Annotated in this window: 20 protein-coding genes and 1 tRNA gene; 5 read left to right on the top strand and 16 right to left on the bottom strand. The window is 71.7% G+C overall.

Annotated elements, in window-relative coordinates; all coding sequences use genetic code 11:
• Nucleotides 1–78 precede the first annotated feature (78 nt).
• From ACZ7MX_RS21055 to ACZ7MX_RS21040, 4 genes are all read left to right on the top strand, one after another.
• Entirely contained in the window at nt 79–1,251 is a 1,173-nt protein-coding gene (locus ACZ7MX_RS21055) for an HpcH/HpaI aldolase/citrate lyase family protein (protein ID WP_472134199.1), read from the top strand.
• A gap of 27 nt (nt 1,252–1,278) precedes the next feature.
• On the top strand, nt 1,279–3,762 hold the full coding sequence (locus ACZ7MX_RS21050) for a phosphoribosyltransferase (protein ID WP_472134197.1): 2,484 nt from the start codon (nt 1,279–1,281) through the stop codon (nt 3,760–3,762).
• On the top strand, nt 3,759–4,643 hold the full coding sequence (locus ACZ7MX_RS21045; RefSeq protein ID WP_472134195.1) for an HAD family hydrolase: 885 nt from the start codon (nt 3,759–3,761) through the stop codon (nt 4,641–4,643). The genes ACZ7MX_RS21050 and ACZ7MX_RS21045 overlap by 4 nt, the downstream gene beginning before the upstream one ends.
• A gap of 106 nt (nt 4,644–4,749) precedes the next feature.
• Nucleotides 4,750–5,373: an O-methyltransferase gene (locus ACZ7MX_RS21040; RefSeq protein ID WP_472134546.1), complete on the top strand. Its 624-nt coding sequence runs from the start codon at nt 4,750–4,752 to the stop codon at nt 5,371–5,373.
• Between the two features lie 199 nt (nt 5,374–5,572).
• Here ACZ7MX_RS21040 and ACZ7MX_RS21035 read toward each other — a convergent pair whose 3' ends face one another.
• The 7 genes from ACZ7MX_RS21035 to ACZ7MX_RS21005 all read right to left on the bottom strand — a co-directional run bounded on the left by ACZ7MX_RS21035 (nt 5,573) and on the right by ACZ7MX_RS21005 (nt 12,960).
• The gene (locus tag ACZ7MX_RS21035) at nt 5,573–5,791 is read right to left on the bottom strand and encodes an FmdB family zinc ribbon protein (RefSeq protein ID WP_472134193.1); all 219 of its coding nucleotides are present in this window, start codon (nt 5,789–5,791) and stop codon (nt 5,573–5,575) included.
• 25 nt (nt 5,792–5,816) lie between these two features.
• Entirely contained in the window at nt 5,817–6,917 is a 1,101-nt protein-coding gene (locus ACZ7MX_RS21030; protein WP_472134191.1) for a sugar kinase, read from the bottom strand.
• 134 nt (nt 6,918–7,051) lie between these two features.
• On the bottom strand, nt 7,052–7,672 hold the full coding sequence (locus tag ACZ7MX_RS21025) for a bifunctional 4-hydroxy-2-oxoglutarate aldolase/2-dehydro-3-deoxy-phosphogluconate aldolase (RefSeq protein WP_030415256.1): 621 nt from the start codon (nt 7,670–7,672) through the stop codon (nt 7,052–7,054).
• Nucleotides 7,673–8,014: 342 nt separating this feature from the next.
• A complete protein-coding gene (gene dgoD, locus ACZ7MX_RS21020) occupies nt 8,015–9,160 on the bottom strand; it encodes a galactonate dehydratase (RefSeq protein WP_472134189.1) in 1,146 nt (381 codons plus the stop codon).
• Nucleotides 9,161–9,462: 302 nt separating this feature from the next.
• A complete protein-coding gene (locus ACZ7MX_RS21015) occupies nt 9,463–10,167 on the bottom strand; it encodes a FadR/GntR family transcriptional regulator (protein WP_472134187.1) in 705 nt (234 codons plus the stop codon).
• A gap of 307 nt (nt 10,168–10,474) precedes the next feature.
• On the bottom strand, nt 10,475–11,257 hold the full coding sequence (locus ACZ7MX_RS21010) for a DUF4383 domain-containing protein (RefSeq protein WP_472134185.1): 783 nt from the start codon (nt 11,255–11,257) through the stop codon (nt 10,475–10,477).
• A 311-nt stretch (nt 11,258–11,568) separates the two neighbouring features.
• Complete coding sequence (locus ACZ7MX_RS21005) at nt 11,569–12,960, bottom strand: hypothetical protein (RefSeq protein WP_472134183.1); 1,392 nt, start codon at nt 12,958–12,960, stop codon at nt 11,569–11,571.
• 142 nt (nt 12,961–13,102) lie between these two features.
• Here ACZ7MX_RS21005 and ACZ7MX_RS21000 point away from each other — a divergent pair.
• Nucleotides 13,103–13,177 (top strand) — tRNA-Val (locus ACZ7MX_RS21000).
• Between the two features lie 63 nt (nt 13,178–13,240).
• Here the strand turns inward: ACZ7MX_RS21000 and ACZ7MX_RS20995 are convergent.
• The 9 genes from ACZ7MX_RS20995 to ACZ7MX_RS20955 all read right to left on the bottom strand — a co-directional run bounded on the left by ACZ7MX_RS20995 (nt 13,241) and on the right by ACZ7MX_RS20955 (nt 21,774).
• Nucleotides 13,241–14,392 (bottom strand): tyrosine-type recombinase/integrase, encoded by a 1,152-nt coding sequence (locus ACZ7MX_RS20995; RefSeq protein WP_472134181.1) that lies wholly within the window; start codon nt 14,390–14,392, stop codon nt 13,241–13,243.
• Complete coding sequence (locus tag ACZ7MX_RS20990) at nt 14,392–14,589, bottom strand: helix-turn-helix domain-containing protein (RefSeq protein ID WP_069567902.1); 198 nt, start codon at nt 14,587–14,589, stop codon at nt 14,392–14,394. The genes ACZ7MX_RS20995 and ACZ7MX_RS20990 overlap by 1 nt, the downstream gene beginning before the upstream one ends.
• A gap of 479 nt (nt 14,590–15,068) precedes the next feature.
• Nucleotides 15,069–16,544, bottom strand: a complete 1,476-nt coding sequence (locus ACZ7MX_RS20985) for an ATP-binding protein (RefSeq protein ID WP_472134178.1) — start codon at nt 16,542–16,544, stop codon at nt 15,069–15,071.
• A gap of 2 nt (nt 16,545–16,546) precedes the next feature.
• On the bottom strand, nt 16,547–17,380 hold the full coding sequence (locus ACZ7MX_RS20980; RefSeq protein ID WP_472134176.1) for a bifunctional DNA primase/polymerase: 834 nt from the start codon (nt 17,378–17,380) through the stop codon (nt 16,547–16,549).
• Nucleotides 17,377–18,084 (bottom strand): class I SAM-dependent methyltransferase, encoded by a 708-nt coding sequence (locus ACZ7MX_RS20975; protein WP_472134174.1) that lies wholly within the window; start codon nt 18,082–18,084, stop codon nt 17,377–17,379. The genes ACZ7MX_RS20980 and ACZ7MX_RS20975 overlap by 4 nt, the downstream gene beginning before the upstream one ends.
• A gap of 86 nt (nt 18,085–18,170) precedes the next feature.
• Nucleotides 18,171–18,659: a hypothetical protein gene (locus ACZ7MX_RS20970; protein ID WP_472134172.1), complete on the bottom strand. Its 489-nt coding sequence runs from the start codon at nt 18,657–18,659 to the stop codon at nt 18,171–18,173.
• A gap of 10 nt (nt 18,660–18,669) precedes the next feature.
• The gene (locus ACZ7MX_RS20965) at nt 18,670–19,143 is read right to left on the bottom strand and encodes a hypothetical protein (protein WP_472134171.1); all 474 of its coding nucleotides are present in this window, start codon (nt 19,141–19,143) and stop codon (nt 18,670–18,672) included.
• Between the two features lie 14 nt (nt 19,144–19,157).
• Nucleotides 19,158–19,352, bottom strand: a complete 195-nt coding sequence (locus tag ACZ7MX_RS20960) for a hypothetical protein (protein ID WP_472134169.1) — start codon at nt 19,350–19,352, stop codon at nt 19,158–19,160.
• Nucleotides 19,353–19,578: 226 nt separating this feature from the next.
• A complete protein-coding gene (locus tag ACZ7MX_RS20955) occupies nt 19,579–21,774 on the bottom strand; it encodes a hypothetical protein (protein WP_472134167.1) in 2,196 nt (731 codons plus the stop codon).
• Nucleotides 21,775–21,816 lie beyond the last annotated feature (42 nt).

The following is a 21,816-nucleotide window of genomic DNA, read 5'->3' as shown; positions in this document are numbered from 1 at the left end:
GGACGTACGATTACCGGCTGGATCCAGACAGCGAGACGCAGCGGGGGTGCCCGGGTCCCGCAGGTATCGGGGAGTTATATGCGGCATTTTGGGCATCTTCCGCCCGCAATCCGGAAGACACTGTTCCACCAAGAGCCGGTGGAGTTCACCGCCGATTCCCCGGCCCGCACGCTCGCGGTCGCCCTCGGCGCCACCCTCTACAGCCCCGCCACCCGGCCGCGACTCGCCGCCGACGTCCTCAAACAGGCCGGGCGCGGCGTGCTGTCCATGGTGCTGTGCCTGGAGGATTCCATAAGCGACGCGGACGTCGCGGCCGGTGAGGAGAACCTCGTACGGCAGCTCGGCCTGCTCGACGAGGCGGCCGAGGCGGGCACGGACCTCCCGCTGCTGTTCATCCGCGTACGAGCGCCCGGGCAGATACCGGATCTGATCCGCCGTATCGGACCGGCCGCGCGCCGGCTGTCTGGATTTGTACTTCCGAAGTTCACCGAAGAACGTGGTGTGCCCTTCCTCGAAGCGCTGACCGCGGCCGAGTCCGCAGCCGACCGGCGGCTGTTCGCGATGCCGGTACTGGAGTCCCCGGAACTGCTCCACCTGGAGAGCCGCCCCGAGACGCTCCAGGGCATCGCCCGCACCGTCGACAAATACCGGGACCGCGTCCTCGCCCTCCGGCTGGGCGTCACGGACTTCTGTTCCGCCTACGGGCTGCGCAGGGCGCCCGACATGACCGCGTACGACGTCCAGATCGTGGCCTCCGTGATCGCCGACGTGGTCAACGTGCTGGGCCGGGCGGACGGCACCGGCTTCACCGTCACCGGGCCGGTCTGGGAGTACTTCCGGCTGCACGAGCGGATGTTCAAGCCCCAGCTGCGCCGCTCACCGTTCCTCGGGCGCGCCGAGGAGCTGCGCACCGCGCTGATCGAGCACGACATGGACGGCCTGCTGCGCGAGATCGAGCTCGACCGCGCCAACGGCCTGCAGGGCAAGACCTGCATCCACCCCTCGCACGTCGCGCCGGTGCACGCCCTCTCGGTCGTCAGCCACGAGGAGTTCAGCGACGCGGTCGACATCCTGCGGCCGGAACGCTGCGACGGCGGGGTCCTGCGCTCGGCGTACACGAACAAGATGAACGAGGTGAAGCCGCACCGCGCCTGGGCCGAGCGCACCCTGCTGCGCGCCGAGGCGTTCGGCGTCGCGAGGGAGGGCATCGGGTTCGTGGAAATGCTGACGGCGAGCCTGCCGCAGACCTAAAGCACCACCTGGGACACGGCACACCACATGAACGGTACGACGGAGGAGACGGAACGCGTGGTCTGGACGGGAGAATGGGTCGCCGGCCGGCTCGGCGTCTCGCTGAGCGGCGGGGACGAGCTGACCGGCCTGCTGGGGCTCGCGCTGCGGCGCAACCCCAAGCGGGCCCATCTGCTCGTGTCGAACGTGCTGGGCAAGCACGTGCCGCAGCGGCCGGACGTGGTGCACGGCGCCGGCCTGGGCCTGGGGCGCCGGGTGCGCACGCTGCTGGGTGACGAGGCGGCCGCCCGCGCCGTCGTTCTGGGCTACGCCGAGACCGCCACCGGCCTCGGGCACTCGGTCGCCGACGGCCTGGCGCTCGCGCCGTACCTGCACTCCACCCGCCGGCCGGTCGAAGGGGTGGCCCACCAGGCGGGGTTCGAGGAGGAGCACAGCCACGCCACCTCGCACCTCTTGCTCCCCGAGGATCCGCAACTCCTCGCGGGGGACGGGCCGCTGGTGCTCGTCGACGACGAGTTCTCCACCGGCCGGACGGTCCTGAACACCATCAGCGCCCTGCACGCCCGCTTCCCGCGCGACCACTACGTCGTCGTCGCCCTGGTCGACATGCGCTCCGACGCCGACCGCGGCCGGCTGGAGGAGTTCGCGGCGGAACTGGGCGCCCGGGTCGACCTCGTGACGCTCGCCGCGGGGGGCGTACGCCTTCCCGAGGACGTCCTGGCCCGCGGGCAGGCGCTCGTCGCGGAGTACGAGGCCCGCACGCCGCCGGCACCGGCGGTTCCGGAAAGCCCGCCCGGCCCCGGAGACGAGGGCCGCGCGGCCGCCGTACGCGTCGATCTCGGCTGGCCCGCCGGGCTGCCGGACGGCGGGCGGCACGGCTTCACCCCGGCGCACCGCGCCCGCCTCGAAGCCGAACTCCCCGGCCTGGCGGCCCGTCTCGCCCCGCATCTGGACGGCGCCCGCCGCATCCTCGTCCTCGGCAACGAGGAGCTGATGTACGCGCCGCTGCGGCTGGCCGGGGCGCTCGACGCCCACCTCGGCGCGGACGCGGAGGTCCGCTTCTCGACCACCACCCGCTCACCGGTCCTCGCCGTGGACGACCCCGGTTACGCGATACGCACCCGGCTGTCCTTCCCCGCCCACGACCGGCCCGCCGACGGCCCGGGGGAGCGGTACGCCTACAACGTCGCGGCCGGCAGCGACCCGGCCCGCCGCTTCGACGCCGTCGTCGCCGTGGTGGACTCGCACGGCGACCGCCCCGAACTGCACGCCCCCGGCGGGCTGCTGGACCGGCTCGCCGGCCACACCGACCGGCTGCTGCTCGCCGTCCTCCCCTCGTACGCCCCGCAACCCCAGGCCGCCCCCATGCCCCTCCCCGAGCCGCTGCGCGGCCCCGCCTTCTCCTCCTACGACGCCGACGAGGTCGGCTGGCTGCTGCAGGACCTCTCCGACGTCACCCTGGAAGCGCCCACCGAGGAACGCGAGGAGGCGATCCAGCGCGGCGGCGCCCACTACGCCGAGTCGCTGCCGGTCGAATACCAGCCGAGCGAGCGCTACCAGGCGCTGTTCCACAGCGCACTGCAGAGCTCCGCGCACCGGATCGCGCGCGCCGTCGGTACCGTCACCGAGACCGTGCTCGCCGAGCGCAGCCCCCGCCCCGTATTGGTGTCCCTGGCCCGGGCCGGCACCCCCGTCGGCGTGCTGATGCGCCGCTGGGCCCGGCACGCACACGGCCTCGACCTGCCGCACTACGCCGTCTCGATCGTCCGCGGCCGGGGCATCGACACCACCGCACTGCGCTGGCTGGCCGCCCACCACGACCCCGCGGACGTCGTCTTCGTCGACGGCTGGACGGGCAAGGGCGCCATCACCCGCGAACTCGCCCAGGCCGTCGCCGACCTCCCCGGCTTCGACCCGCGGATCGCCGTGCTCGCCGACCCCGGCGGCTGCGTCGAGACCTACGGCACCCGCGACGACTTCCTCATCCCGTCCGCCTGCCTCAACTCCACCGTCTCCGGCCTCATATCGCGCACGGTCCTGCGCGACGACCTGGTCGGCCCGGACGACTTCCACGGCGCCAAGTTCTACCGCGAACTGGCCGGCGCCGACGTCTCGCGGGCGTTCCTGGACACCGTCAGCGCCTGCTTCGACGAGGTCGCCGAGGACGTCACCGCCGAGGTGAAGGAGCTGGCCGGCGCCGACCGGGCCCCCACCTGGGAGGGCTGGGCGGCCGTCGAGCGGATCAGCGAGGAGTACGGCATCCACGACGTCAACCTCGTCAAGCCCGGCGTCGGCGAGACCACCCGGGTACTGCTGCGCCGGGTCCCCTGGAAGATCCTGGCCCGCCGCGGTGCCGGGACCGATCTCGACCACGTCCGGCTCCTGGCGGAACAACGGGGCGTGCCCGTCGAAGAGGTCGACGAACTCCCCTACAGCTGCGTGGGTCTGATCCACCCGCGCTTCACCCGCGGCGCCACCGGCACCGACGGCAAGGCGGTGGTCTCCTCATGAGCGGCCGGCCCCTCGCCCACCACCACCCTTCCCCGGAAGCGCTGCGCGCTGCCCCTCTTTTGGTCGCCAGCGATCTCGACCGCACCCTGATCTACTCGGCCGCGGCCCTCGGCCTCGCCGTGCCCGACGCCGAGGCCCCACGGCTGCTGTGCGTCGAGGTCTATCAGGGCGCACCGCTCTCCTACATGACGGAGACGGCCGCCGGGCTGCTCGCCGAACTCGCCGCCGGCACCACCTTCGTGCCGACCACCACCCGCACCCGCGAGCAGTACGGCCGCATCCACCTCCCCGGCCCGCCACCGGAGTTCGCGATCTGCGCCAACGGCGGCCATCTGCTCGTCCGGGGCGAGTCCGACCCGGACTGGCGGCGCACCGTCGCCGAGCGACTCGCCGCGCAGAGCGCGCCGCTGGAGGAGGTCCGGGAACACCTGGTCCGCACCGCCGATCCCGCCTGGCTGCTGAAGGAACGGGTCGCCGAGGACCTCTTCGCCTATCTCGTCGTGGAGCGGGCGCTGCTGCCCGACACCTGGGTCAAGGAGCTGGCCCGCTGGGCGGAGGAGCGCGGCTGGACCGTCTCCCTGCAGGGCCGCAAGATCTACGCGGTGCCCCGGCCGCTGACCAAGAGCGCGGCCGTGGCGGAGGTGGCGCGGCGCACCGGGGCGTCCCAGGTGCTCGCCGCCGGTGACTCCCTGCTCGACGCGGACCTGCTGCTGGCCGCGGACCGCGGCTGGCGGCCGGGCCACGGCGAACTGGCCGACTCCGGCTGGCGGGCCGACCACGTCACCGCGCTCGACGCCTGGGGCGTCGCCGCGGGCGAGGAGATCGTCCGGGCCTTCCTCGGGGCTGTGGATAACCGCTTGGCGGCACCGGACCTCGGCTAGTCTCGCGATGGCGGTCGGCCGCACTTCCGGTGATCGGCCGACACCCGATCCTTGACCCGGAGGAGAGCCAGTGGCCGAGTCCAAGAGCACGCCGATCACGGCGGAGATGTACGACTACGTCCTCGCCCACAACCCGCCGCTGAACCCCGCACAGCGCGAGATCGTCAACCTCACCCACCAGAAGTTCCCCGAGGCGGCGGGGATGCAGTCGGCCGAGGAGCAGGGGGCGCTGCTGGCGTTCCTGGTGCGCCTGATCGGGGCCCGGCACGTGGTCGAGGTCGGCACGTTCACCGGCTTCTCGGCGCTGTCCATGGCCCAGGCGCTGCCCACGGACGGCACGCTGATCGCCTGCGACGTCTCCGAGGAGTGGACGGCGTACGGCCGGGAGGCGTGGGCCCGCGCCGGCGTCGCGGACCGCATCGACCTGCGGATCGCACCCGCCCTGGAGACACTGCGGGCGATGCCGGCCGAACCGCACATCGACCTCGCGTACCTCGACGCGGACAAGGGCGGCTACATCGCGTACTGGGAGGAGCTGGTACCGCGGCTGCGGCCGGGCGGCCTGATCGTCGCGGACAACGTCCTCTATCACGGTGAGGTCGTCAGCCCGGCGGCCACCGGATCGGCGCTGGCGATCCGGGCGTTCAACGACCATGTGCAGGCGGACGCCCGGATGGAGGCGGTGATGCTCACCGTGGCGGACGGGGTGACGCTGGCCCGCAAGCGGTAGGGGGGACGAGCGGGGGCCGGGGGGCCGGGGGCTGGTCGGCGGGGGAGGGGAGGGGAGGGGAGGGAGGGGGGAGGGGGAGGGAGCGGCAGGCAGCTGATCGGCTGTCCGCTGACCGGCTGCCGGCCGACGGCATGGTGCGGGTCCGCGGTGGTGCGGACCCGCGGTGGTGCCGGTCCGCGGTGGTGCGGGCCGTGGCGGGTCAGCCGCAGCAGCCGCCTCCGCAGCAGCCGCCGCCCCCGCCGCTGGGCGCGCTCCGGGCCGGGGCGGCCGCCGAGCCGCCGACGGCGACCGTGGAGAGCAGCTTGACGGTGTCCTTGTGACCTTCCGGGCAGACGGCCGGGGCGGAGGACTCGGCCATCGGCCGGTTCAGCTCGAAGGTGGAGCCGCAGGGGCGGCACCGGTATTCGTAACGAGGCATGGCCACAGATTAACCGCGGTGCCGGTCAGCGCACGACGGTGCCGGGCGGCGCGTCCAGCAGGCCCAGCTCCGCGCGGGTCGGCGCACCCTCCCAGTCGCCGTGCGAGGCGACCGCGAACGCACCGGTGGTGACGGCCCGCTCCAGGCGTTCCGCGGGCCCCGCACCGTCCAGCAGCGCCGAAAGATATCCCGCCACGAACGCGTCCCCCGCGCCCACGGCGTCCACGGCGCGGACCGGTCTGGCGGGCCGGTGGAGGGGCTCCTCGCCGGTGAAGACCGCTGCCCCGTCCGCGCCCAGTTTCGCCACCACCTCGGCGACGCCCAGTTCCAGCAGCGGCGCGGCCCGCTCGGCGAGCGCGGCGACCCGCCCGGCGCCGGAGCCGTCTGTCGGGCGTGCACCGGGCCCGTCCACACCGCCTGCCCTTTCCGGCAGGCAGAGCGGAAGCTCTTCGTCCGAGGCGATCAGCACGTCCACGAACGGGATCCACTGCCGGAGCACGGCGGCGGCGTCCCCGGCGGTCCACAGGCGGCCCCGGAAGTTGACGTCGAGGCAGATCAACGAGCCGTCGCGGTGGGCCAGTTCGAGGGCGTGCCGGGCCGCCGCGAGGGCCGCGGGGCCGAGGGCCGGGGTGATGCCCGTCAGATGGAGGATGCGGGGCGGGGCGGCGGCGAAGGCGGCCTCGACCGCGTGCGCCGTGAGCCGGGAGCCGGCCGAACCCGCGCGGTAGTAGTGCACCCGAGTGACGTGGGGCAGCCGCGGCTCGAACATCACCAGGCCGGTGGGCGCACCAGGGTCGACGGTGGCGCCGGACACCGCGACGCCCTCGGCCCGCAGCGTACGGAGCACCAACTGCCCGGCCTCGTCGTCACCGACCGCGCCCGCCCAGCTCACGGCGTGCCCGAGCCGGGCCAGGCCGATCGCGACGTTGCTCTCCGCCCCGGCCACGGACACCTGCATCGTGCCGCCGAGCTTCAGCGGGCCGCTGCCGCGCAGCGCGACCATGCTCTCGCCGAAGGTGAGGACGTCGGGCCGGCCGGGCTGCGCCGGGGGAAGCGGGCGCGCGCTTGCCTCCGCTTTCGCCGTCGTCCCCGTCCCCGTCCCCGCCTCTGCCGGTGGTACCGCCACCGGCCCCGGGCTGCCTGCTTTCTCTTCCGCCCCCGCCTCCCTTGCCACCGGGGCCTCCCCCATCACCGGGGTCTCCGCTTCCCTCGGGGCTTCCCCTGGGGCATCCCTCGATGCTTCCCCCGGGGTCGCTCCCGTCATCGGGCGCATACCGCCCGGAACTCCGCCGCGCGCTTGCGCAGCTCGTCCAGATCACCGCCGTCCGCCGCGTCCCCGACCAGCGGTGAGCCCACCCCCACGGCCACCGCCCCGGCATCGAAGTACGCCTGCGCGATCGCCGCGTCCACCCCGCCGACCGGCACGAACGGCAGCTCGGGGAAGGGCGCGCGGAGCGCCTGCAAATACGCCGGACCGCCCGCCGATGCCGGAAACAGCTTCAGCGCCGAGACGCCCAGCGCCTCCGCCGCGATCACCTCGGACGGCGTCAGCACCCCGGCGAGCGTCGACAGCCCCTGCCGGACGGATTCCTCCAGCCCGGCCCCCAGGCCGGGCGTGACGATGAGGTTCGCCCCCGCCTCCGCGGCGCGCCGGGCGTCGCTGCCGGTCAGGACGGTGCCCGCGCCGATCCAGGCGGCGTCGCCGAGCTCGGCGCGCGCCCGCCGGATGACGCCCAGCGCGTCCTTCCCGCTGAGCGAGATCTCGACCAGCGGCAGCCCCGCCTCCGCGAGGGCCATGACCGTACGGAAGGACGCCTCCGCGTCACTGCCCCGGATGATGGCGACCAGCCGCTCGGTGCGGAGCGCTGTGCTGAAGTCCATGGCGTTTCCTACTTTCTCCCGTTCCCGCCCGGCAGATGCCAGGCGGGCGGGTCGTCCGGTCGCGCGGGTGCTGCCTCCGCCTCCGATTATTCCGGTCCGGACTGACAGACGCGCCGGACCTGCGGCGCCTGGTTGGGTCACCGGTCGGCGCGGTGGGCGAGCCAGTATTCGTCTCACCGGGCGGGTCACGGTGCGGCCCGCTGGGCGGGTCACCGTTCGTCTCACCGGGCGGGTCAGCATTCGGCTGACCTGGAGGGCCAGCGTTCAGCGCATCTGGAGGGCCGGCGTTCAGCGCATCTGGAGGGCCGGCGTGCGGTTCACCGGTGAGGGGCGGGATCGGGTTCACCATTCCGCGAACGACCCGTCCTCGTGGCGCCACACCGGGTTCCGCCAGGCATGTCCGTGCGCGTCGGCGGCCCGTACGGCAGCCTCGTCGACGTCCACGCCGAGGCCGGGACGATCGGTCCGCAGCAGTGCGCCGCCGTGGAAGTGGAACGGCTCCGGGTCCACGACGTAGTCGAGCAGCTCGGCGTCCCGGTGGTAGTGGATGCCGAGGGACTGCTCCTGGATGAGGAAGTTCGGGGTGGTGAAAGCGACTTGGAGGCTGGCGGCCAGGGCGACCGGCCCGAGGGGGCAGTGCGGGGCGAGCTGCGCCCCGTAGGTCTCCGCGAGCGCGGCGATCCGGCGCAGCTCGGACACGCCCCCGGCGTGCGAGATGTCGGGCTGGAGGATCGCCACCCCGGCCTGAAGCGGAGCCAGGAACTCCCGTCGGGTGAAGAGACGTTCACCGAGCGCGAGGGGGATGTTGGAGGCGTTGACGAGATCAGGGAGGGCTTGCATGTAGTCGGACAGCACCGGCTCCTCGACGAACATCGGTGCGTGCTCGGCCAGCAGGGGGAGGAGCCTGCGGGCGTTGGCGGGGGAGACCCGGCCGTGGAAGTCGAGACCGAAGTCCCGGTCGTCGCCGAGGACTTCACGTGCGGTCTCGGCGCGTCGCAGGCATGCCCGTACCTCGGCGCGGGTCGCCACCGGGCTCATCCGGCCGCAGCCGTTCATCTTGACGGCCGTGAAGCCGGCCTCGGTCTGCGCGGTGACGGCGTCGCGGATGGCTTCCGGCTCGTCGCCGCCGACCCATGCGTAGGTGCGGATCCTCTCCCGGACCGGCCCGCCCAGCAGCTGGTGTACGGGCAGGCCGTGCCGCTTGCCCTTGATGTCCCACAACGCCTGGTCCAGCCCGGCGACGGCGGACGACAGGACGGGCCCGCCGCGGTAGAAGCCGCCCTTGGTCATGACCTGCCAGTGGTCCTCGATCCGCTCCGGTTCCTGCCCCAGGAGGTACTCGGCCAGCACCTCCACGGCCGCCCGCACCGGCTCCGCCCGCCCCTCGACCACCGGCTCACCCCAGCCGACCAGACCCTCGTCGGTCTCGACCCGCACGAACATCCAGCGCGGCGGGGCGAGGAAGGTCTCGATACGGCTGATCTTCATGAGGGACCTCCGGAGCTGTGGGCCGGCCTGAGGGGGCGGGGTGGCGAGCTGCGCCGTCGGTGGTTCTCGCAGCGGTGGCTTCGCAGGGGTGGCTTCCGCAGCGGTGGCTTCCGCAACGGTGCGTTGGTGAGTCCTGTAGCGGTGGTTTCTGTGACGGGGGCTTCTGCCCCATGGAGAGGGCGTCGTAACGGGCCGCCGGGACGGTGACGGGCGGTGACGGGCGGCGGCGGGCGGCGGCGGGACAAAGGGGAGCCGCGTCACCGCATGCAGCTTCCCCGTTCGCCTCGCCGCCACAACCGTGCTCAGGGATGCTCGCGCGCGGACTTGTCGAGCAGTTCGAGCATCGCCATGTACGCGCCGTCCACGTCCCGGTCCCGTACCGCGTCGCGGACCGTGGCGTGCACCGCGTGCGGGTGCTCGAAGGCGCCGTCGGCACCGAGCACCGCCCGGTCACGCTGGACGAGCACCGGCACGATCACCCGGTGCATCTGCGCGTAGAACCGGTTGTTCGACGCGATCAGCAGCGCCGTGTGGAAGTCCGCGTCGGCCCGGACGAGCAGCTCCGGGTCGTCGTCGGTCGCGGCCATGGTGCTCAGCGCCGCGTCGAGGGCCGCCAGATCCCCCTCGGTACGGCGTTCCGCGGCGAGCGCGGCCGCGGCCGGCTCGATGGAACGCCGCAGTTCGAGCACGTCCGCGAAGAAGTCGGAGGACACGCCGGCCGCGAGCTTCCAGCGCAGTACGTCCGTGTCCAGCAGGTTCCACTCCGAGCGGGGGAGGACGAACGTCCCGCGCTGCTGGTCGGTGCCGAGCAGCCCCTTGGTGGTCAGCACCTTGACCGTCTCGCGCAGTACGGTCTGGCTGACGTCGAGCTCCGCCATCAGCTCCGGCATGACAAGTGATTCGCCCTCACCGTGGGCTCCCGTGAGGATCCGCTTGGCGAGCGCTTCGACCGCCGCGTGCTGCACACTGCTTCCCGCGGCGGGGGCGGGCTGCCCCGACCGGTTCATGCTGCCACTCCCTGCTTCCTGCTTCCGACCCCCGGTCCGATGCACGCACGACGTCACCGATGCTCCCGACGCCGAAAGCACCCGAAGCGCCCGAAGGCCCGACATCCGATGCGTGCGACTGCTGCTGCGTGCGGCTGCTGCGTGCGACGTCTTCTGCATGCAACGGCTGCTGCATACGACGTCAGGGCGTGCCGAACCCCGATCCCTCCTCGGCACGCCCTGACGCCTCCGCGCGACGCCGGCTCACGGTCGGCTCACGGCTCGTCGCCGCCGGAACCACTCGCGCCGCCCGCCTTACCGGACCCACTCAGGATCCACTCGTTCCGCTCGACCGGCCGGACGGCCCCGAGTCGCCGCCGCTGCCACTACTGCCGCCGCTGCCACTGCCTCCGGCGGGTCCGTGCGCCTCGGTGCCCGTACTGCGCCGGATGCCACTCCCACTGGTCCCGGGCCCGAACGAACCGCGCCCGGCGTGCGACGCACCCTGGATCTTGACGACCATCGCCTGCCGTCCGGCCGTCATACCGGGCACGGGATGCCACTCGCCGCGGTCGAAGCGCTCCGCTTCCTCCGGGTGCCGGGCGCGCCAGTACGGGTTGTCGGACGGGAGGCCGCCGCTGACCCGTCCGTACATGCCGAAGACCATCAGCATCAGGCCCACCACGAAGCTGAACAGCACGTTCTGGATCTTGAACGCCAGGAAGTTCGCGTCGGTCTGCAACAGCGCCAGGTTCACGAACCCGCTGAGGAGGAAGAGGATGCCGAAGGTGAGGTTGAGGTTCGAGGCGAAGTTCCCGCCGATCACCATGCCGACGAAGAGGATCACGCCGACGACGATCGAGAGCACGCTCAGGGCGCCATTGGTCTGCAGCCCGGCCACGGTGTCGCCGCCGGTGTCGAAGTAGCCGATGTGGTGGGTCAGTCCGAGGATGCCGAATGCGAGCAGTACCAGACCCATCAGCCCGGCGCCGATGCGGTAGACCCTGCTCAGCCCGTGGTCCACGGGCAGATGCTCATCGAGCCGGGTGCGTCGCTTCGCCCGGTGGAACCGCCCCCCGGGCAGAGCCTGGCCAGGAGCCCCAGTAGCCATGTCCGGCCTCCTTTGCGCAGAGGTGCCGACTGGGCCGTACTCAATCCAATCTCCAGGATCCGCCCACCTGCCGCATCACGCCATCGCTCCCGCGGGGGCCCGGCCGGGGACGACGCCAGGGGAGCGCACTGGGAGCGCTGTGGAGCGCGACTGGGCCCGTCGTGAAGGGCATGGGAAAGGCATGGGAAAGGGATGGATCAGGTGTGCCGTCGCTCCGCGCAACGGCAGGCAAAGAAGAGATACGGCCACCAGTCGCCCAGCCGCGGGCGCGACGCCAACCCAAGGGCCCGACGCCAGCCGCAGGCCCGGCGTCAGCCGCCCGTCCCCGTCCCCGTACCGCCCCGGCCCTCACGAATCTCCTGCACCACCCGGGCGGCCGTCTGCCGTACCGCCTCGGTCTCCGTCAGGAAGTGCCACCAGTCCGGATGCCGCCCCTCCAGGCCCGCAACCGCACGGTCCAGCCGTGCCACCGCGTCGTCCAGGGGCTGCGCGTGCCGGGGGTCCGGGGTGCTGCGCCCGGCCATCGCCAGCCGCTGGGCGTCCCGGATCGCGAAGCGCGTCCGGTCGACCTCCTTCTGCCGGTCGAACGAGACCGCATCGAGCCGCTGCAGCCGGTCGCCGGCCGCCGACACCGCCTCGTCGGTGGTGTCCAGCAGTGCCCGTACGGTCGCCAGCCGGCTCGTCGCGTCCGCCCAGCGCTGCTCGTCCCGCGCCTGCTGCGCCTCCCGCAGCTTGACCTCGGCCTGCTCGACGGACTGCGCGGCCCGCTCCGGAACGTGCTGGAGGTCCTGCCAGCACGCCGCGCTGTAACGCCGGCGCAGCTCGCTGACAATCGGCTCGACCTTCCCGGCCCGCGTCGTGATCGCCTGCGCCCGGGTCCGCAGCGACACCAGCCGCTTGTCGATCTCCGCCGCTCGCGCCGGCAGCCGCTCGGCCTCGGCGCGGATCTCCCCGGCCTTGCGCTGTACGTCGTCCGCCCGCCGGATCGTCTCCTGGACACCGTGCTGCCCGGCGCCCTGATTGAGCTTGGTCAGCTCGGGTCCGAGCGCCGCCAGCCGGGCGGCGAGCTCGTCCGCCCGCAGACCCTGCGCGCGGACGGTGTCCAGCGCATCGCTCGCCGCCATCAGCGCCTGCCGAGCCCGCTCGACGGCGGGGGCGAGCTGCGCCAGCTGGGTCTCGGCCGACTGCAGCAGCGGCGCCAGCCCCTGCGCGAACCGGTCGAGCTCGCCCTTCACCCGGTTCAGCTCGTCCTTGGCACGGGTCAGATCCGCCCGCGCCCGCGCCACCGCACCGCCGTCCAGATCGTCCCGGTCCAGGTCATGGGAGTCGACCGCGGTGATGTAGGCCTGGCTGACCTCGTCGATCCGCCGCCCGAAGTCCTCGTAGTCCTGCGCGGCCTGGCGCGCCCGCGGCGAACTGTCGACCGCGATGATCGTCTCTATGGTGATCCGCAGATCCCGCTGCGCGGTGTCCAGCTCGTAGAACGCCGCGGCCGCGGCATCCTTCGCGGCCTGCGCGTCGGCCCGCTGGCTCTCCCCGCGCCCGAACCACCGACGTGTGCCGCCCCCCGCGAACGACATCGTCGCCACCGCCGCCACCAGCGGCAACGGCAACAACATCAGCCCCACCACGTCACGGACCGGGCCACCCCGCGCACGACGACGTTCTCGCTGCTCAAGCGGCTGCGTATGTGTCGCCGTCACTTCCCTCTCCCGACCGGATCGCCCCAGAACCGAATGTCATTCTCGCACCCACCGGAAACGAACACACCGGCCGGTAAGTTCGCACTTCGCCCACTGGTTTGCAGAGCAACCCCGACGGCAAGGTAGTCTGTCGGCTCGGCCAGGGCGCATAGCTCAGCGGTAGAGCGCTGCTCTTACAAAGCAGATGTCACAGGTTCGAATCCTGTTGTGCCCACCAGCGAAAACGCCCCCGCGGAGTCCCCTCCACGGGGGCGTTGACGGTAGATCTTGACGGCAGTCCCTACTCCGGACACACCCGACGTCGCCGCAAGAGCCGATCCATGTGTCCCACCGCCTCCCGCCGTGAGTCCTCCGAGACGTGGGTGTAGACGTTCATGGTCACCGCGATCTGGGAGTGCCCGAGGATCTCCATCACGACCCGCGGCTGGACGCCAGCGGCGAAGAGGAGAGACGCGCAGCCATGTCGAGCGTCGTGCAGCCGAATGCGGGGCAGGCCCGCGGCTTGTCCGATCCGCTCGAACGACCGGCTGAGGTTCCGGGGCTCGATCGGTCGTCCTGTACGCGTTGTGAAGATGTGGTCACCCTCGCTTGACCAATCATCTCCGGCGGCGAGTCGCTGAGCTTCCTGCCGTAGGCGCTGCCACCGCAAGGGAGCGACGCACATCAGGGGCAGGGGGATAGTCCGGCTCCGGCGGTTCTTCGTGGAGTCCGTGTACAGCTCCTTCTGTACGCGCTGGAGCTGAGTCCGCACCGACAGAGTCCGGCGGTCAAGGTCGATGTCGCACCAGCGCAGCCCCAGGATTTCGCCCCGCCGCAGGCCCAGCGATACGGCCAGTACGAACGCTGTGTACAGCGGGTCCCTTCGCGCTGCCTCCAGGAATGTGGCGGTCTCGTCCACGGTCCACGGCTTCAGCTCCCTGGGCTGGACGCGCGGGGCGGGCACCAGCTGGGCCACGTTCCGGTTGATCAGCTCCTCCCGGCACGCGGCGGCGAGAGCCGACCGCAGGACCCGGTGTGACTCCTTGGCCGTGGGCGCCGATACCTGACGCTGCACGGCGGTAAGCATGCGGCGCACGTCGGCAACGCCCAGGGTCTCCAGCCGCTTCACGCCGATATGTGGCGTGAGGTAGAGGCGCACGTGCGTCTCGTACTTGGCGTACGTCGTCTTCTTGCGCTCGGGCCGTACGTACTCCTCCAGCCAGAACGGCAGCCACTCGGAGAGCTTGGCCGACCGGGTGGGCGTCGGGATGCCCTGCCGGTCTCGGCGGACCAGCTCCTGACGCTTGGTGTCGCACTCTTCCCAGGTGACGCCGTAAACGGTCTTGCGCTTGCGGGTGCCGTCGGGCTGCGGGACGTAGACGCGGGCTTCGTAACGGCCGTCTTTGCGCTGCCAGATGCTGCCGGCACCGTTCGGGTTTCTCTTGCGCGCCATCAGGCGGCCTCCTCGATGCGCTCGGACATGAAGGTTCGAAGGGAGTCGGCAGCGATCCGGCGGGACCGGCCGACGGTGAAGCTTTCGAGCTGACGGGAGCGGATGAGGTCGTAGACCTTGCTGCGGCTGATGCGCAGCGCCTCCATGACCTCCGGCACCATCAGCGACTCGATCGAGGTGAGCGGAGCTTTGCTCACGGCTGCCTCCACGGAACCGGGCTCTCTGCGAACGGGTTGGTATCGGTCTCCTCGGGGCCGGCGCCTGTCCGAGGTGCAGATTTCTGCGTCATCGCGTCACGCACGTCATTTGTGGCTCCGAGCTGCGGTTATGCGGTGACGCGGGCAGCTCGGGGCGTGTCACGGGGCGGGGCGGAGTTCTGTCACCCGTGACGCGGGTGACGCGGGATGACGGAGGTTTTGCCGTCTGCGTCACCGCTGTCGCCGCTGGTCAGAGGCCGGGTTCGGGTGTCTGGTGACGTGGGTGACGCAGGATCTCTTCTGTTAGGAAAAAGAGGGGTGGTGTCTGTGGTGGTGCGCGCGGCTCAAGACGTGAAGAAGGAGCCGCTTCGCGGCGCGCCTTGCGCAGCGGCGGCAAGCCGCCGGAACAGCAAGAGGAGCACGCCTCATCGCGGGGGTGCTCCTCTTGCTTGTTCGGTGTGGTGCCGTGATGGCGCGGGTCAGAACGCCGCTTCCTGCTGGTTTGGGGTCAGTGATGCGTGGCGGGTCATCTCGATGTAGCGGGCGGCGCTGGTGCGGCCCCAGTCGATGAGGACGCCGCGTGCGGCGAGGGTCGGCTCTAGCCGCTTGAGGCGGTCGGAGAGGACCTTGCCGGTGGTGGGCCAGCCCTTGGGCAGCGGCCGGCACTCCTCGCCGCTGTAGAGGCTTGTGAGGGAGTGCAGCCACTCCGAGGACGTCATACGGACTTCCGCACCCGCGTCGAGTCCAGCCGCGTGCTTGAGAACCGTCTGCGCCAGCAGGTCACCTTCGATGACGTCGTCGTTGAGGTCATCGAGGCTGGCCCGGTACGCGGCCAGCGAGCCAAAGCCAGTAGCAGTGTCGAGCTGCGCGCACAGGTGGGCGAAGTCCGCCATCCGCAGGTCGGTGGGGGTGTCAGCCTGGGCGGCACGTACCTTGACCGTCAGGTCCAGCAGGGAGCCGAGCACGGTCGGCAGGATCTCCGCGTACTCCGTCCACAGCTCTGCCTCGGTTCGCCGCACCCGGGGCCGCACAAGACGGAGCGGCAGGAGGCGTTCGGCAAGGTCGGGCCGGATGACGCCGACGTCGATGCCGGTCAGGAGCATGGGGCGCCGGTAGCGGGAGCGGACGACGTCGCCGTCGGTGAACAGGGCGCGCTTGATGCTCTCGGCGCCGGTCACGATGCAGCACATGAGGTCGGACAGGTCCGGGGGCAGGTGGGAGAGGTTGTCCAGGGCAGTGACCCATCCGGCTGCAACGGCCGTGATCATGTTCTCCTCGTCCTTCGGCGCCCGCCGCAGGTCACCGCTCATCCCCTCGATGATCCGCACCAGCATCCGGCCGCCGGTGGACTTGCCCGCCCCTTGGGGGCCGGTGAGGAACGGGGCCGGCACGGGCACGGACGGCTCCAGGCAGCCGATGAGCCAGGCGAGGGCCAGGCATTCGGTCTCGGCGCTGGCGAAGTTGCACAGGCGGAGCAGTTGGTCGATGCCCTTGCCGTTGGTGTCCTTTTCGGGCAGGGGGAGTTCGCCGGTGAGCTGGGTGCGCCGCCAGCAGACTTCCTGCGGGTCGGGGGTGAGAATGTCCCAGCCGGTGGGGTGGATTCGGACGGACTGGCCGTCGTCGCGCCCCAGGTCGAGCCAGGTCGCACCGTCGAATCCGGGCGCCACGCGGATGTGGGTGGGCTGTACGTCCTCGGTCAGTGCGAGTGCCTCGATCAAGTCCAACGCCTCCTTGAGTGCTGTGCCGTTGAACACGCCGGCCCCGTCCCTGTACAGGCCGACCATGAGTTCCTGACGGTGGCTTCCAGTCGTGCCCTGGGAGCGGATGGGCCGGGCCACGGGGTGGCCGTTCTGCTGCGCGTACACGGTGCCGTCGATGGTGCGGAAGTACCGGAAGTGCGCTTGCGCGTAGTCGGTGATGATCTGGCGGGCCGGCGTCTTCTCGTCGTCGGCCACGGTCACATCCCCAACTTCGCGCGGGCGTTGGCCCACGCGTCGGTGCAGTGCCGGGGCGATTCGCCCTTGGCCTGAGCGGCGGTGAACAGGCGCGCGATGTGGGCGTCGGTGAGGCAGCCGCACCGGCCGTGGGCGGACAGCACGGCGAGGAACGTCTGGTAGACGGTGGTGTGGACCGCGCTGCGGGCCTCGGTGATGCGCTGCTCGGCCATGGCGATGCCGCGCTCCAGGTAGGTAGGCATGCGGTGACGGCACTCCCCGCCCCCGGGCAATACGGGCACGGTGATGGCATGCGAGGTGCGCCGGCCCGTGTCCTTCACGATCAGGGCGCGGACGGCGTCGGGGAGGGGGGCCGAGGTGCCGGTGCCGGGCCCGAGCCACCGGGCGTAGGCCATCGTGGACTTGATGTCCACGTCGGGGCGTACGCGGTTTGCGGAGGACATGGCGCCGCGGTAGATCCAGTGCTCACCTCGCGTGGTCGGCACGGTCCGCGTGACGGGCAGGGTCTCGCGGGCCCAGGCGACGGCGGCGGCGTTGTCGAGGTCGAGGACGGTCAGCCCGGCGCCGGCCGGGTGGTAGGCGACCGCCACGGCGTCCCGCCAGGCTGCCGCCCACGGCTGGGAACCGAGGACGGCGGGGTCGGTGGTGGCGGCGGCCCAGCCGTGGCACGGCCTGGGGCACCGGCAGGGCCCCTCGTCCTTCATGTGCGGGCGGCCCCCGCAGGCATTTGCCGTGCAGGCGGCGCAGTTGCCGAAGGGACGCTTGCCCCGCCGCAGCGGCAGGACCGGGATACCGCGGGTGGCCAGCGTCAAAGCGGTCGTCAGGTGCTCGCTCACGCGGCCACCTCCAGGGCGGTGCGGGTGAGGAAGGCGTTGGCGAGCCAGCGGCCGTAGGCGGGCGGGATGGCCTCGGCGATTTCCTTGCGTACGTCGGTCCAGGTGATGCCCATGGCCTGCTGCCACTGGGCGACGGTGCCCTTGCCGCCGCCCTCGCCGTAGACGGCGAAGTACGGGCCGGAGTACCACTTGCCGTGTCGCATGCCGGCCACGCGGCCGCGGTGCGGCCGGTGGGTGGGCTTGAGCGTGGTCCAGTGGCCGAGTTCGAAGTTGCGGTGGCGGATGACGCCGAGCCCGAACATCTCCCCGCACAGCGTCACGTCCACCCGCATCCGCTTCGAGGCGCGCCCCGGCGGCTGTTCGATGGCGTAGGGGCGACCGGTGGCCTTAAGTGCCGCCCGGGTGGGCTCCAGCAGGTCGGGGTAGGTGGAGCGCTTGGCGGCGTTGGTGCCGGCGGTCAGGGTGCAGTCGAACTGGCACGGCGGCCCGGCGTGGATGAAGTCGTACTCGTGGCCGTGGGCGCGGATGTACTCGACCGCGTCGCCCTGGTGGAAGGCGTCGCCGATGTAGCGGGGTTGGGGGGCGAGGTCCACGCCGGTGACGTGGCAGCCGGCAGCGAGGTAGCCGGCGGTGTCGCCTCCGACACCGCAGAATGCGGCCAACACCCGCGGGCGGGCTCGCCGGATCGAGACTGCGTGGGTCATGCTGGAGGTCTCCTGTTCTGTGCAATGGACGGAGAGCCAGGGCGGCCGCGGATCTTTGGCGAGAGGAGCGGCCGCCCTGGGCGTTGCTAGCTGTGGGTGCTGGTCCGCGGGTCGTTCGTCTGGTCGGCGGCCCAGAGGGCGTACTGCTGGCGGACGTAGGCGCGCGGGTCGCAGCCCCGGGGCGCCTGGTCGATGTCCAGCAGGACGATGGCGGTCGCCTCGGCGTCCTCCGCGGCGCAGGTGTCCTGGTCGGGGTCATCGCGCAGGGCGACGCGGTCCAAGAGCGCGGCGTGCCGCAGGTACCAGTCCCGGTCCAGCTCGTCGGCGGAGGCGTTGGCGGTGCTCTTGGTCCACGCCTGCTCGTAGGCGATGGCCGGGGCGTCGGCGTACGCCTCTTCGGGCGTGGGCCACTTCTGAGCCAGGCGACGGGCCGCTTCGTAGGTGTCGGCGGCCATGTCGTCGAGGGCGACCAGCAGTGCGTCGAGCTGGCGGCGGGTGATGTCGCAGGTGTGGGGCTTGGTCCAGCCCGGGCAGTCCAGTTCGACGGTCACGATCTCGTTGTCGCTGAAGTTCACGTCAGCTCTCCTAGCGGTGGTTGATGGTTCCGTTGGCGCGGCCGAAGAAGCCGGTCGCGGTGATGTTCTGAGTGATCTGTGCAGGTGCAGGGCGGCGGCAGCGCTTGAGCAGGGCCATCGCGGCTCCGCCGCCGGCGGCGATGAGGGCGACGGTGGCCCACAGGGCGTGGCTCATGGCGATCAGTCCCGGTGCGGCGTAGGACAGGCCAACTCCGGCGGCACCGATGCCGAAGCCGGTGGTGGGCACGAGCAGGGCGGTGGTCTTGGCCCAGGCCGGGACCGGCTGGGCGGCCGGAGCTGCGGTCACGGGCGGCGGGGTGGGCTGGGTGTAGGCGAGGGTGCGGATGCCGCTGGGGAGGGTGACCAGCTCGACTCCGGGCGGGATCTCGTGGAGCGGCATCGGTTGTGTGGGTCGGTGCTGGAGGTAGGCGGGCGCCTGGTGGGTTTCGGCGGTGGTGATCGTGTACGTGGGTCGGGGGTCCACAAGTCCTCCTCCTGCTAGGCGGTGAGGTGGGTGAGGGTGTCGGCTACGGCCTGGCACAGGTTGTGGATGGGCTTGTAGGCGCCGGTGCCGGCGACGAAGAAGCCGAAGAGGAACAGCACCAGCGCGTTTCCGAAGCTGACGTGTCTGCCGCGCAGCAAGACGACGGCGAGGAGGCCGAAGAGGACGGTGGCGGAGAGCGTCAGGGCCACAGGTGTTCTCCTGTCGGTACGACAGTGGGCGGCCCTTCCAAGAGGAAGGGCCGCCCACGCGATGGTCACGGTGTGTAGCTGTAGTGGGTAGTGAGTACTGGGTAGTGGGTAGTGGGGCGTCTACTGGGGAGGGCCTGGTGAGAACCCACAGGTGGACGGTTCGCGGGGTTAGTGGGTAGTGGGGTGTCGCGCCCCACTACCCACTACCCGGTAACCGTGTGTGAGGTCAGGTGTGCTCGGGGTGGACGTAGACCGAGTGCGGTCCGCGGTCCCGGTAGACCAACTCGCCGCGTTCGGCGGCGGCTTTGAGGGCTTCGCGGACGGTCTTTCGGTCCCGGCCGACAAGGTCGGCGATGGCGGCCGGCTTCATGCCCATCGCCCCGGCGGACTCGATCGCGTCGATCGCGGTGGGCAGCCACTCCGGCCCGGCCGGTGCCGCCGCGGCGGCCTCCTCGTCCGCAGCGGTTTCGGCGGCCTGTTCGGTGATGCGCTCGAACTCCTCCAGGGCCCGCGCGATTGCAGCGGCCACCTGCGGGTCCTCCTCACCACCGCTGGAGCCTCCGCCGGTGGCGGGCTCGGTAGCCGGGGCGGTGGGCTCCTGCGGCAGTTCGGCCTGCGGGTTCTTGGCCTTGTCGATGTAGTACTCGATGGGCTTCATCGGGGTGAGCGTCCCGATGCCCCCCGCCTGTCCCGGTGCGCTGTTGCCGCCCGCGGCGCTGGTCCCGCCCGCCGCGGTGCGGGCGCCGGTGCCGGCCGGGGTGGGCAGGCCCAGGGCGTCCAGCAGCCAGGCGATCCGCTCGGGGTTCGACCAGCGCTCGTGGTAGCCGAACGACGCGGCGTCCTCCTGCGCGGCCTGGTCCAGGTCGGGGCGGATGTCCCAGCGGGCCACGGCCAGCTCTTCGATGTCGTGGCGCGGGGTGCCGTCGGCGTGCTCGTCTTCGTCGTTGGCGAAGTAGACCTTGCCGCGCTCCGGCCCGATCCCGCCTTCCTGTGCACGGGCCTGGTCGAGGATGTAGAGGGCGCCCTTGCCGGGGAGCTTGGACAGGTCGACTTGCTGGTAGTGGCCGGGGAAGACGAACTGGCCTTCCTGCTTCTTGGCGAAGCGCATGCCGATGGTGATGTCGTACTGCGAATCGACTTCTCCGCCGCCGGTGTTGGGGCCGGTGCCGCGCTGGACGGCGTCGACCACGTCCACGGCGGCCTTCCGGCCCTTCTTCAACAGTCGGATCTTCGCCTTCAAGGCTTCCGGCGTCCACGCCATCAGGTCGGAGTTCTCGTCCGACAGCACGATGACGGCGGGTTCGCTCTCCTTGGGCTGGATCTTCCCGCCCTTCATCCGGCGGGCCCGGCCGTCGGCGATGGCCAGGGCGGCGTTCAGCAGCCGCACCGCCTCGGCCGGGTCGGTGGCCACCCAGTCCAGGATCGGGCGGTCGATCAGGCGGCCGTCGGTGTCCTTCCACTGCTGGGCCCAGGGGCGCAGCCAGCGCTTGGCGGTGTTGCCCTGTGCCATGTCGATCATCCAGATCACCGCGTCGGTGCAGCGGGTCAGCAGGGAGATGATGACGTGGAGCAGGACGCTCTTCCCGGACCCCTTCATGCCCGCGATCATGATGCTGACCTGGCGGAAGAGGATCTCGATTGGCTCCCCCGACTCCAGCAGGCCCAGGGTCAGCGGTTCCCGGATGGTCAGCGGGTGGGCCTCGTCGGGCAGGTCGATGGTCTCGGCCAGCACGTTGCGGGTGGTGACGTGCAGCATCGCTTCGGAGGCAAGGCCGGATTCGCTGCGGACCAGGCGGAGGGAGCCGGGGCGGATGTCGCCCTTGCGGGTCTCCAGGGCGGGCAGCATCGTGAGCAGCTGCTCGTAGGAGGTGCTGGTCAGTCGGAGCGGCATGGCGTAGCCGCCGCGGGTGCGCTGGCTCTTGCCGACCTCCACTCCCTTCGCTCCGACCTCTTCGAACAGACGTGCCCATTCGGCGCGGTCCCCGTAGCCGGTGCCTGCTTCGGCGGCCCACTGGGCGGTGATCTCCTCTGTTCGGAGCCCCCGGTCGATCGCATAGAACGGGGTGAGGGCGGCGGTGGCGGCGCCGACGACGGCCGCGGATGCCAGGGTCCAGGGGCTGTTGTGGGCGGTCCAGTTGATCCAGGCGTAGGCGGCGCTGGTCCAGGTGGCGGTGAAGCCGGTGTGGAACCAGCGGCGGAACTTCGACTGGCCGGAGGTGCGGATGAAGCGGGAGGTGGCCGCGGCGACGATGCCGGTGAGGGAGCCGACGCCGATCCAGCCCAGCGGCAGCGCGGCACCAGCGTCCGCGGCCAGCCCGAGGCCGAGGCCGCCGGCGTAGACGGTGGCGGCGGTGAACAGCGGGGTGGACACCACGCCGTGCCGCCAGGGGATCGGCTCGTGGTTGCTGGGACGGCTCAGCATGAGCAGGGTCTCCGTTCGATCGGTCGAGGTGAGCCGGGAAGG

Source organism: Streptomyces sp. NPDC107765, from assembly GCF_055657085.1.
Note: the sequence above shows the minus strand (reverse complement) of the source record. Positions and strands in the feature narration are given on the sequence as shown.